The sequence below is a fragment of the Streptomyces spongiae genome (assembly GCF_009377185.1).
Taxonomy (GTDB): domain Bacteria; phylum Actinomycetota; class Actinomycetes; order Streptomycetales; family Streptomycetaceae; genus Streptomyces; species Streptomyces spongiae.
In genome coordinates, this window is the sequence record NZ_VJZC01000326.1 from 1 (window position 1) to 11,170 (window position 11,170).

11 protein-coding genes are annotated in these 11,170 nt (G+C 71.4%); 8 read left to right on the top strand and 3 right to left on the bottom strand.

Annotated elements, in window-relative coordinates:
- The first annotated feature begins 112 nt into the window (after positions 1–112).
- A complete protein-coding gene (locus FNH08_RS32410) occupies positions 113–247 on the top strand; it encodes an SPW_0924 family protein (RefSeq protein ID WP_152775101.1) in 135 nt (44 codons plus the stop codon).
- A gap of 21 nt (positions 248–268) precedes the next feature.
- Positions 269–1,261: a DUF3068 domain-containing protein gene (locus FNH08_RS32415; RefSeq protein ID WP_152775102.1), complete on the top strand. Its 993-nt coding sequence runs from the start codon at positions 269–271 to the stop codon at positions 1,259–1,261.
- On the opposite strand, the gene hrpB is transcribed toward FNH08_RS32415, so the two are convergent.
- Together hrpB and FNH08_RS32425 are read right to left on the bottom strand one after the other, a co-directional pair.
- Positions 1,251–3,764: an ATP-dependent helicase HrpB gene (hrpB, locus tag FNH08_RS32420; protein WP_322725869.1), complete on the bottom strand. Its 2,514-nt coding sequence runs from the start codon at positions 3,762–3,764 to the stop codon at positions 1,251–1,253. The two genes, FNH08_RS32415 and hrpB, sit on opposite strands and share 11 nt — an antisense overlap.
- Positions 3,765–3,833: 69 nt before the next feature.
- On the bottom strand, positions 3,834–4,646 hold the full coding sequence (locus tag FNH08_RS32425) for a class I SAM-dependent methyltransferase (RefSeq protein WP_322725872.1): 813 nt from the start codon (positions 4,644–4,646) through the stop codon (positions 3,834–3,836).
- Positions 4,647–5,046: 400 nt separating this feature from the next.
- On the opposite strand from FNH08_RS32425, the gene rpsA reads away from it, so the two are divergent.
- From rpsA to FNH08_RS32445, 4 genes are all read left to right on the top strand, one after another.
- Positions 5,047–6,540 carry a 30S ribosomal protein S1 gene (rpsA, locus tag FNH08_RS32430; protein ID WP_152775103.1) on the top strand — a complete coding sequence of 498 codons (1,494 nt, stop codon included), beginning with the start codon at positions 5,047–5,049 and terminating at the stop codon, positions 6,538–6,540.
- A gap of 199 nt (positions 6,541–6,739) precedes the next feature.
- Positions 6,740–7,678: a PAC2 family protein gene (locus FNH08_RS32435; protein ID WP_322725870.1), complete on the top strand. Its 939-nt coding sequence runs from the start codon at positions 6,740–6,742 to the stop codon at positions 7,676–7,678.
- Positions 7,679–7,747: 69 nt separating this feature from the next.
- Entirely contained in the window at positions 7,748–8,368 is a 621-nt protein-coding gene (gene coaE, locus FNH08_RS32440; RefSeq protein ID WP_152775104.1) for a dephospho-CoA kinase, read from the top strand.
- A 50-nt stretch (positions 8,369–8,418) separates the two neighbouring features.
- Positions 8,419–8,799, top strand: a complete 381-nt coding sequence (locus FNH08_RS32445) for a tetratricopeptide repeat protein (protein ID WP_322725871.1) — start codon at positions 8,419–8,421, stop codon at positions 8,797–8,799.
- Between the two features lie 42 nt (positions 8,800–8,841).
- On the opposite strand, the gene FNH08_RS32450 is transcribed toward FNH08_RS32445, so the two are convergent.
- Positions 8,842–9,108 carry a DUF6343 family protein gene (locus tag FNH08_RS32450; RefSeq protein ID WP_152775105.1) on the bottom strand — a complete coding sequence of 89 codons (267 nt, stop codon included), beginning with the start codon at positions 9,106–9,108 and terminating at the stop codon, positions 8,842–8,844.
- 86 nt (positions 9,109–9,194) lie between these two features.
- Between FNH08_RS32450 and FNH08_RS32455 the strand changes: the two genes are divergently transcribed.
- Both FNH08_RS32455 and FNH08_RS32460 read left to right on the top strand, forming a co-directional pair.
- Positions 9,195–10,181: an acyltransferase domain-containing protein gene (locus FNH08_RS32455; RefSeq protein WP_322725873.1), complete on the top strand. Its 987-nt coding sequence runs from the start codon at positions 9,195–9,197 to the stop codon at positions 10,179–10,181.
- Between the two features lie 94 nt (positions 10,182–10,275).
- A complete protein-coding gene (locus FNH08_RS32460; protein ID WP_152775107.1) occupies positions 10,276–10,968 on the top strand; it encodes a class I SAM-dependent methyltransferase in 693 nt (230 codons plus the stop codon).
- Positions 10,969–11,170 lie beyond the last annotated feature (202 nt).

The window sequence follows — 11,170 nt, forward strand, 5'->3', positions numbered from 1 at the left end:
CCTCTGCGGAGAGGGGCGCCGCCGTCGTGTGCGACGTGTTCTCATCTCGCCCGGGCGTTGCTACCGTGCCGGAACTGACGGAGTATCAGTTCGTGTTCGCCGGGAGGCCCGCATGCGTGCTCTCGTCGCCGCCGCGACCGGTCTCGCCCTCGCGCTCGCCCTGGTGTTCACGATCACGGCGATGGGCTCACCGACGGGCGAGACGTCACCGAAGCCCCTGCTGACGACGGTGCCCGCACACCCGTAACTCCCCGGGAGGGAGGCCGAGATGCGCCGCAAGGCCGGCCTGGTCCTGCTCGCCCTCGCCGTGTTCTTCGCGGCGCTGTCCCCGCTGATCCGCTGGTACGCCTTCCCGCGCCTGGCCAAGATCCCCGCCAACCAGTACCAGGACATGGTCCTGGAGGCGAAGGACGCGACCCTCCTCGACTACGGCACCATGCGGGCGAAGAAGGTCCCCGAGGTCACCATCGTGCAGACCCTCAAGGGCAACGTGGAGGCCTCCGAGAAGATCGAGGAGACGGCCGGCCGGGACGTCGTCGTCTGGGACGGGCTCTCCTACGTCCAGGGCCCCGACGGAGAGCTGGTCTCCAAGATCCCCGAGCGCTACATCTTCGACGCCCACACCCAGGAACCGGTGCACGCCGCGGGCGAGATGGTCGACGGCGACCCGGTCAAGCGCGAGGGCCTGGAATTCAAGTGGCCGTTCCTCACGGAGAAACGGGACTACGAGTACTTCGACGCCCAGGCCCGCATCACCGCACCCATCCACTACAAGGGCACCCAGGACTTCCGCGGCATCGAGGTCTACTACTTCGAGCAGACCATCCCCTGGACCAAGGTGCCCTTCCCCAAGACCATGCCCGTCCAGGGCATCACCCCCGAGTCGGTCGCCAAGACGGGCACGACCCGCTGGTACACCACCGTCCGCAAGTTCTGGGTCGAGCCCCTGACCGGCGCCCCCGTGTACGGCGAGGAGATCCACAAGGAGGAACTCCGCGGCGGCACGCTCCTCGGGGGCCGCGAGAAGGTGACGGCCTTCGCCGGTCACGTGAAGATGCGCGAGGACTACATCAGGTCGACCGTGGACCTCGTCCAGTCCAACCGCACGCTCGTCCTCCTGATGACCTCGTACCTGCCGTGGGGCTTCCTCGCCCTCGGGCTCCTGCTGCTGTCGCTCTCCCTCTACCTGGAGGCCCGCGGCCGCGGGCCCGGAGAACCACAGCCCACGGAATCCGCGGCACCGCAGCCGGTCAGCGCCTGAGCCGCGCGTTCGTGTGCCGGGTCGGCTCGGCGGTCGCCGGGTCCTCGGGCCACGGATGCTTCGGGTACCGGCCACGCAGTTCCGCCCGTACGGCCCGGTAGCCGTCCTTCCAGAAGGACGCGAGATCGGCGGTGACGGCGGCGGGCCGTCCGGCGGGGGAGAGGAGATGCACGAGGACCGGGACGCCGGCGAGCGCGGGCGACTCGTGGAGCCCGAACATCTCCTGCACCTTCACGGCCAGCACGGGCCGCTCGGGATCGGTGTAGTCGATCCGGATCCTGGACCCGCTCGGCACCTCGATCCGCTCGGGCGCGAGCTCGTCGAGCCGCGCGGCCTCTCCGGAGGCCCACGGCAGCAACCGGCCCAGCGCCTCCCCGGCGTCGATCCGCGCCAGATCGCCCCGCCGCCGGGCACGGCTCAGCTCCGGCTCCAGCCACTCCTCCACGCGCGCGTGGAGGGCGTCGTCGGAGACCTCGGGCCATGGCTCGCCCAGGTGCAGCCGCAGAAACGCGAGCCGCTGCCGCAACAGCCGGGCGTCCGGCGACCAGCGCAACAGCCCGAGCCCCTCCTCCCGCAGCCCGTCCAGCAGCGCCTCCCGTACGAGCCCGGGGTCGGCGTCCCTGAGAGGGCGCACCGTCAGCTCCACGGCCCCGAGCCGCTCGACCCGCCGTGCGACGACGTCCCCGTCGGCCCAGTGGACCTCCTCGCCCACGGCACGCAGTGGCGCCGCCGCGCGCCGGGCCACGTCCTCGTCCACCGCGGCGGCGAGACGCACGCGCGCGTGCCCCGCGCCCACGGGCCGGTCCGCGACGGCGACGGCGAGCCACGGGACACCGCGCAGGGACGAGCCGTCCCCGATGTCCGCCCGCGTCCCGGACACCATCACGTACGACCCGCCCCGCGCCCTCGCCACCCGCTCGGGAAAGGCGAACGCGGCCACGAGCCCGACCGCGGCGTCGTCGGACGGTTCGGGGGAACCGGGCGCGGGCCCCTCGGCCGTGTCAGCGGCCGAGGACCTCAGGCGCCGGGCCTCGGCACGCCAGCGCCCCGCGTACGCGTCACCCCCGCGCCGGGCCGTCCGCAGTGCCGCGGCCAGGTCGTCGCCGTACTCGCGCGGCGCCTCCTCGCTGAGCAGGGCGACCACCTCGGCCGCCCGTTCCGCGCCGACCTCGGGTGCCGCGTCCAGCAGCGCCCGCGCCAGCCGCGGGTGCAGCCCGAGCCGGGACATCCGCACACCACGCTCCGTGACCCGACCGGCCGGATCCACGGCCCCGATCGCCGACAGGACGTCCCGCGCCGCCGCCATCGCCCCGCCCGGCGGCGGGTCGAGCAGCGCCAGCCCGGCAGCCCCCGGGTCGCCCCAGCAGGCCGCCTGGAGGGCGAACGCGGTGAGGTCGGCCAGTTTGATCTCGGGCGCCGGGAACCGCGGCAGACGGGTGTTCTCGGCCTCCGCCCAGCAGCGGTACGCGGCGCCCGGAGCCTCACGCCCGGCACGCCCCGCCCGCTGCTGCCCGGCCGCCTGCGAGGCCCGTACGGTCGTCAGGGCGCTGAGCCCGCGCGCGTGGTCCACCCGCGGCTCCCGCGCCAGCCCGGCGTCCACCACCACCCGCACCCCAGGAACCGTCAGCGACGACTCCGCGACCGCCGTGGCCAGCACCACCCTGCGGCGCGCCCCGGGGGACAGCACGGCATCCTGCACGGCAGCGGGCGCACGCCCGTGCACCTGGAGCACGTCGACGTCCCCCTGGCCGCCCAACTGCCCGGCCACGCGCGCGATCTCCCCGACCCCGGGCAGGAAGCACAGGACGTCGCCCTCCCGCTCCGCCAGCGCCCGCCGCACCACCGACGCCACGTGCGCCAACAGCGCCGGGTCCACGCGCATGCCGTGCGGCGGCCGCACGGGACGTACCGGCGGCGCCCACACGACCTCCACCGGGTGCGAGACGCCCTCCGCCTCGACCACCGGCGCGTCGTCCAGCAGCCGGGCCCAGCCCTGCGCGTCGGTCGTGGCGGACGCGGCCACCAGACGCAGCTCCGGGCGGAGCGCGGCTCTCACGTCCAGCAGGAAGGCCGCGACCGTGTCCGCGTCCAGATGCCGCTCGTGACACTCGTCGAGCACCACGACGTCCACGCCCGCGAGTTCCTGGTCCCGCTGCAACCGCTGCAGCAGCAGACCCGTCGTGACGACCTCCACGCGCGCGTGCCGCCCCACCACCCGCTCGCCGCGCACGCTGTACCCGACGCTCCCGCCGACCTTCTCCCCGAGCAGCCACGCCATCCGGCGGGCCGCGGCCCGGGCGGCGATCCGGCGCGGTTCGGCGACGACCACACGCCGCGCGGGCCCGTCACCCACCAGCCCGGCCAGCACCAGCGGAACCAGCGTCGTCTTTCCGGTGCCGGGCGGCGCCACCAGAACGGCGGTGCCGTGCCCGTCCAGAGCGTCGTTCAGGGCGGGCAGGGCACTGCGGACGGGCAGCGCGTCCAGGGCGTCGTAACGGATCACGCCTTCAGTGTCGTACGGCCGTCAAAGACACCCGGGGTCGTACGGCCGCCAAAGCCACCCGGGGATGTTCTAGTCGCGCTCGCACACGAAGACGGCCGTCCCCGGGATCAGGTTCCCGCGCAGCGGGGACCAGCCGCCCCACTCGGAGGTGTTCCAGGCGGGCCACTCCGGCTCGACCAGGTCGACCAGGCGGAAACCGGCGGCGGCGACGTCCCGCACCCGGTCGCCGAGGGTGCGGTGGTGCTCGACGTACACCGCACGCCCCTCGTCGTCCTGCTCGACGTACGGCGTGCGGTCGAAGTACGAGGCGGAGACGCTCAGTCCCTCCGGTCCCGGCTCGTCCGGGAAGGCCCAGCGGATCGGGTGAGTGACCGAGAAGACGAAGCGGCCGCCCGGGCGCAGCACCCGGCGGACCTCCCGCAGCACCAGCACGGGGTCGGCGACGAAGGGCAGCGCGCCGTACGCCGAGCACGCCAGGTCGAAGGACGCGTTCGCGAACGGCAGGGCGCCCGCGTCGGCCTGTACCAGGGGAAAGGTTCCGCCGATGCGCAGCGCGTGCTGGAGCTGGCGGTGGGAGAGGTCCAGGGCCACCGGCCGGGCGCCCTGCGCGGCCAGCCAGCGCGAGCACTGGGCCGCGCCGGCGCCGATCTCCAGGACGTCCTTGCCCTTCAGGTCCTCCGGCGGCCCCAGGAGCTCCGCCTCCACCTCGTCGAGGCCCTCGGGACCCCACACGAAACGGTCGTCCCCGAGGAACGTGCCGTGCTCGACCTGGTACTCGTCCGCGTTCCGGTCCCACCAGCCCCGGTTGGCGCGGGAACTCTCCGCCACTCCTGCCGCACGCCGGGTCGCTTCGGGGTCGAACGCATCGGGCTCTTGGATGATCGGCTCCCTCGTCGTACTCTTCCGTACCTACCGGTAGCCGGTGGTGTCACAGAAGGGGCGTACCGGGCCTGCGCGGCTCGGAACACCGTCCGGTGCACGGCATGCGGTTGCCGCCGCGTGTGTTCTTGTGCCGGGATTGGGGCGATCCGCCCTGGGTGTGCGTCTTCGTACGTTGACCGTGCCCGGCTGCCCCCGTATGCTACAAGTTGCGCTGCGGGCCTGCGCGCCTCAGACGGAGCAGGCTGCGCTCGCATCTGTTGTATGTCCCCTCGGTTGTCGAGGCGCCACCGGTATTTCCGGTGTGGCGCTTCCTTGGCTGTCCGGCTTCTGCAGAGCGAAACGGGCTCCCGGCGTAAGCAGTGCCTACGACTTCAATGTCCGTACCGGAGCCCTTTCCCACATGACGAGCAGCACCGAGACCACCGCCACCACCCCGCAGGTTGCGGTCAACGACATCGGTAACGAGGAAGCCTTCCTCGCCGCGATCGACGAGACGATCAAGTACTTCAACGACGGCGACATCGTCGACGGCGTCATCGTGAAGGTCGACCGGGACGAGGTCCTGCTCGACATCGGTTACAAGACCGAAGGTGTCATCCCGAGCCGAGAGCTCTCGATCAAGCACGACGTCGACCCGAACGAGGTCGTCGCCGTCGGTGACGAGATCGAGGCCCTTGTTCTCCAGAAGGAGGACAAGGAAGGCCGCCTGATCCTCTCGAAGAAGCGCGCCCAGTACGAGCGTGCCTGGGGCACCATCGAGAAGATCAAGGAAGAGGACGGCATCGTCACCGGTACCGTCATCGAGGTCGTCAAGGGTGGTCTCATCCTCGACATCGGCCTCCGTGGCTTCCTCCCGGCCTCCCTGGTCGAGATGCGCCGCGTTCGCGACCTCCAGCCCTACGTGGGCAAGGAGCTCGAGGCCAAGATCATCGAGCTGGACAAGAACCGCAACAACGTGGTCCTGTCCCGCCGCGCCTGGCTGGAGCAGACCCAGTCCGAGGTCCGCCAGACGTTCCTCACGACCCTCCAGAAGGGTCAGGTCCGTTCCGGCGTCGTCTCCTCGATCGTCAACTTCGGTGCCTTCGTGGACCTGGGTGGCGTCGACGGTCTGGTCCACGTCTCCGAGCTGTCCTGGAAGCACATCGACCACCCCTCCGAGGTCGTCGAGGTCGGCCAGGAGGTCACGGTCGAGGTCCTCGACGTCGACATGGACCGCGAGCGCGTCTCCCTGTCGCTGAAGGCGACCCAGGAAGACCCGTGGCAGCAGTTCGCCCGGACCCACCAGATCGGCCAGGTCGTGCCCGGCAAGGTCACGAAGCTGGTTCCGTTCGGTGCGTTCGTCCGCGTGGACGAGGGCATCGAGGGTCTGGTCCACATCTCCGAGCTGGCCGAGCGCCACGTGGAGATCCCGGAGCAGGTCGTCCAGGTCAACGACGAGATCTTCGTCAAGGTCATCGACATCGACCTCGAGCGTCGCCGGATCTCGCTGTCCCTCAAGCAGGCCAACGAGTCCTTCGGTGCCGACCCGGCCTCGGTCGAGTTCGACCCGACCCTGTACGGCATGGCCGCGTCCTACGACGACCAGGGCAACTACATCTACCCCGAGGGCTTCGACCCCGAGACCAACGACTGGCTCGAGGGCTACGAGACCCAGCGCGAGGCGTGGGAGGGCCAGTACGCCGAGGCCCAGGCTCGCTTCGAGCAGCACCAGGCGCAGGTCATCAAGTCCCGCGAGGCGGACGAGAAGGCCGCTGCCGAGGGTGGCGAGGCTGCCGCTCCGGCCGCGTCCGGCGGCGGTTCGTACTCCTCGGAGGGCCCGGACAACTCCGGCGCCCTCGCGTCGGACGAGGCCCTGGCCGCGCTCCGCGAGAAGCTCGCCGGCGGCCAGAGCTGACGGCTCACCGCTAGTCAGTAACCGCTGACGTAGGGCCCGCACCAGTGAGGTGCGGGCCCTACGTCTGTTGTGCCGGGTTCGCGCGGGATCACTCGCACGGATGAAAAGCCCCTGAGACAAGGCCATTAGGGGGTGCGGTCGGGAATGCCCGCGCTCCGGGTGACGTTGTGCAGTACGAACACGAGGAGGAGCGGTCACAGTGCTTGATCCGCAGGGTTTGTACGCATGGGAGCCGAAGGGCCTGGCAGTCGTCGACATGGCGCTCGCCCAGGAGACGGCCGGTCTTGTCATGCTCTACCACTTCGACGGATACATCGACGCGGGCGAGACCGGCGACCAGATCGTCGACCGGCTCCTCGGCTCGCTGCCCCACCAGGTCGTCGCCCGCTTCGATCACGACCGGCTTGTGGACTACCGCGCCCGCCGCCCGCTGCTGACGTTCAAGCGCGACCGCTGGGCCGGCTACGAGGAGCCCACGCTGGACGTGCGGCTCGTACAGGACGCCACCGGAGCGCCCTTCCTGCTGCTGTCCGGACCCGAGCCCGACGTCGAGTGGGAGCGCTTCGCCGCCGCCGTCCAGCAGATCGTGGAGCGGCTCGGCGTCCGTCTCTCGGTGAACTTCCACGGCATCCCCATGGGCGTCCCGCACACCCGCCCCGTGGGCCTCACGCCGCACGGCAACCGCGTCGAGCTGGTCCCGGGCCACCGCAGCCCCTTCGAGGAGGCACAGGTCCCGGGCAGTGCCGAGTCCCTGGTCGAGTACCGCCTCATGGAGGCCGGGCACGACGTTCTCGGCGTCGCCGCGCACGTCCCGCACTACATCGCACGCTCCCCGTACCCGGACGCCGCGCTGACCGTCCTGGAGGCCGTCACCGGAGCGACCGGCCTGGTGCTGCCCGGCGTCGCGCACGCCCTGCGCACGGAGGCCTACCGCACGCAGACCGAGATCGACCGGCAGATCCGCGAGGGCGACGAGGAACTCGTCTCCCTGGTCCAGGGCCTCGAGCACCAGTACGACGCCGCCGCGGGTGCCGAGACACGCGGCAACATGCTGGCCGAGCCCGCCGACATCCCGTCCGCGGACGAGATCGGGCTCGAGTTCGAGAAGTTCCTGGCGGAGCGGGAGGGCGAAGGCTGACCCCGGCGAGGGCTGACACCCGGGCCGGGACGATGTCGGCTCGGGGCCGCAGGGCCTAAGCTTCCGGTCATGCTGAAGGTGGGGTTGACCGGGGGTATCGGCGCCGGCAAGAGCGAGGTGTCACGGCGGCTCGTCGAGCACGGCGCCGTGCTGATCGACGCGGACCGCATCGCGCGCGAGGTCGTCGCACCCGGAACTCCCGGGCTGGCGGCGGTCGTCGACGCGTTCGGCGAGGACGTGCTCGCCCCGGACGGCAGCCTGGACCGCCCCGGGCTCGGCTCCGTCGTCTTCGCGGACGCGGACAAGCTCGCCGTCCTGAACGCGATCGTGCACCCCCTGGTGGGCGCACGCTCCCGCGAACTCGAAGAGGCCGCCCCCGAGGACGCGGTCGTGATCCACGACGTCCCCCTCCTCACCGAGAACGCACTCGCCCCGCTGTACGACCTCGTGGTCGTCGTCGACGCGAGCCCCGAGACCCAGCTCGACCGGCTGGTACGGCTGCGCGGCATGACCGAGCAGGACGCCCACGCGCGGATGGCCGCCCAGGCGACCCGGGAGAAGCGCCTGGAGATCGCGGACATCGTGATCGACAACGACGTGCCCCTGGAGGAACTGGAGCGGCGCGTGCGGGACGTATGGGCCGAGCTCGCCCGCAGGGCACGGGAGCCACAGCGGCGGTCCCAGGAATAGCGCCCCTTCAGACGGGCGTTGAACCGTGGCAGCAAGGGAAGGGATCAGCCGTGCCCGAGAACAGCGGTTCCAGCGGACGTACCCCGGAGACGCACGTCATCGACTACCGCGCCGCCGAGCAACTGCTCGCGGCCGGCGACCCGCGGGGCGCGGTGAAGCTGCTCGACAGCGTCATCGCCGTACACCCCGAGAACACGGCGGCCCGGCTGCTGCGCGCGCGTGCCTTCTTCGCGGCCGCGCAACTGCGTCCCGCCGAGCTGGAGTTCACGATCGTCCTGGAGCGCGAGCCGGACAACGCGTTCGCGCACTTCGCACTCGCCCGCACCTACCAGCGCCAGAGCCGGCCCGACCCCGCCAAGCGCCACTTCCGCCTCGCGGCGGCACTCGACCCGAACCCCCAGTACCTGGAAGCGGCACGCTTCGACGCGTGACGCCCGCGTGACCTGTGTCTGACGCCCGGCTGAAGCCGGTCGCTAGCGCTGATCGTGGTCCACGGGCCGGTACGGCGGCACGTCACGGCCGGGCTGGTAGTGCGGGCCCTGGCGGATGTGCCGCAGGATCATGGCCAGGTCGACGGTGACGACCAGCCAGAGCACACCGCAGGCGATCGCCCAGCCGGGCCGTCCGGCGAGTGCGAAAGCGGTGGTCCCCCCGATCGCCCAGACCAGCCCCCACACACTCAGCCAGAGCCGCAGCCGCAGGGCACTGCGCGCTGTCGTCGGTTCACTGCCCGTACGCATCAGGATCACTGCTCCTCTTCGGAAACGTACTCTTCGTCCGGCACGTTCTCCAGGAGACGACGACCCGGGCGGACAGGGAGGCGATGGTGCTGCTGGACGCGCTGCGCACGGACGAGAAACTGGCCGAATGGCTCAAGGAACGGGAGTCCGACGACGTCCCCGGCGTGGAGGCGCGGCTCCCGTCGGCCGACGACCTCCCTGACGTCCTGCTGGACCTGGCGGTGCCGTACGAGGACGTCAACGAGGTCGTCGCGCTGCGCGCGACGCTGCTCGACGACGAGGAGGCGACGAGACTCCTCGAACGGTGCGTCGGCGCCCTGACACGGGACATGGGGGAGCCCGACAGGGGGCCGCACTTCCTCTCCTTCCCACCGGGGTCGGGCCCGCTCGGCCGCTACTTCTACGTGTACGTCCTCGTCGCCGCCCTGCCCCACGTGCGCGCGTACCACCGTGAGCGCGGCATCCCGGACGACGTCTCCCGGCGGACTCTGGCCGATCTCGGCCGCGCCATGGTCCTGCACCGCAGACGGCACGGCATCGGCGGGGTGCTCGTGCCGGAGTGGCTGGCGCTGCACTTTCACGGGGAGCTGTACCAGCTGGGACGACTCCAGTTCCAGCGCTCGCGGCTGGGGCAGCGGGATGCGGCGGGTCTCGCCGGTGTGGGCCTGGAGCTGCCGGTGGGGGAGCCGTATCTGAGCCTGCACATCCCCGACTACCGGGGGCCGCTGTCGCCGGACGCCTGCGACCGGTCGGTGGCGCTGGCACGGGAGTTCTTCGCACGGCACTACCCGGACGAGCACTACGCGTCCGCCCTCTGCCACTCCTGGTTGCTGGATCCTCAGCTGAAGCGCCATCTGCCCGAGGGCTCCAACATCGTGCGATTCCAGGAGCGGTTCGAAACCGTGTTCCTGGATTCCGAACCGGAGGACGGCCTCCCCGTCCGATTCGTCTTCGGCGACCCGGACCTTCCGCTGGAGACGCTGCCGCGCCGCACGGGTATCGAGCGGGCGGTGGTGGATCACCTGCGGGCCGGCGGGCACTGGCACGTGGGGCACGGCTGGTTCGCACTCTGAGTGTCCGCACTTTGAGGGTCCGCATCGAACGGATTCACCCTATCGGGTGACTTTGGTGGGGAACGGGCAGATGGGGACGGTCCGTTGGACAGGCATGAGCATTCAGATGCGTGAGGGATATGCGGGGACCGGACCCGGGGCGATCACACCGGACGGTTGTGCGGTCGAGCTCTATTCGCGGCTGCCGTTACGCGGCGAGCCGGACGTGATCGCCGGCGTGGCGCCCGCGGGGGCGCGCATTCTCGAACTGGGCAGCGGGGTGGGCCGGATGACCCACCCGCTGCTGGAGCGGGGGTTCACCGTCACGGCCGTGGACGAGTCGGCGGAGATGCTGGAGCGGGTGCGTGGGGCCCGCACCATATGCAGCCCGGTCGAGAAGCTCGGCCTGGGCGAGAAGTTCGACGTGGTGCTGCTCGCGTCGTTCCTCGTGCACAGCGGGGACGACGAGGTGCGGCGGGGCATGCTCAGGACCTGTCTGCGTCATGTCGCGGACGGCGGCTTCGTCCTGATCCAGCGCGAGGGGGAGGACTACCACACGAACGTGCCCCGCGAGCACGTCGACCCCAGCGGCTTGACCGTGCGCATCGTCTCGTCCGAGCCGGTGGGCGACGGGGTGAACTCGGTGCACGTGGAGTACGACTTCCCGGACGCCGCCTGGACCCAGACGTTCCGGGCCCGACCGCTGACGAGGGAACAGTTCGAGGAGGCGCTGGAGGAAGAGGGGCTGCGGGTGGACCGGTATGTGACGGAGGACGGGATCTGGGTGAAGGTGGTGCCGATGGAATAGCGCTGGAGCAGCACCGGGGGAAGGCTTGGGCTCCATGAGGGGCTCGGGGGTGGCCCTCCCCGGATCAGCGAGGGCCGGGGGAACTGCCCGGTCCGCCGAGTCCGCCCGGTCCGCCGAACCCGCCCGGTCCGCCCAGGCTTCGGAGGCGTTCGATCTCGCGGCGGTCGCGCTTGGTGGGGCGGCCCGTGCCCCGGTCGCGGAT

Coding starts and splice junctions, on each gene's coding strand:
- rpsA (WP_152775103.1), top strand. CDS start 5,047: ATGACGAGCAGCACCGAGACCACCGCCACCACCCCGCAGGTTGCGGTC.
- FNH08_RS32410 (WP_152775101.1), top strand. CDS start 113: ATGCGTGCTCTCGTCGCCGCCGCGACCGGTCTCGCCCTCGCGCTCGCC.
- FNH08_RS32460 (WP_152775107.1), top strand. CDS start 10,276: ATGAGCATTCAGATGCGTGAGGGATATGCGGGGACCGGACCCGGGGCG.
- FNH08_RS32450 (WP_152775105.1), bottom strand. CDS start 9,108: ATGCGTACGGGCAGTGAACCGACGACAGCGCGCAGTGCCCTGCGGCTG.
- coaE (WP_152775104.1), top strand. CDS start 7,748: ATGCTGAAGGTGGGGTTGACCGGGGGTATCGGCGCCGGCAAGAGCGAG.
- FNH08_RS32415 (WP_152775102.1), top strand. CDS start 269: ATGCGCCGCAAGGCCGGCCTGGTCCTGCTCGCCCTCGCCGTGTTCTTC.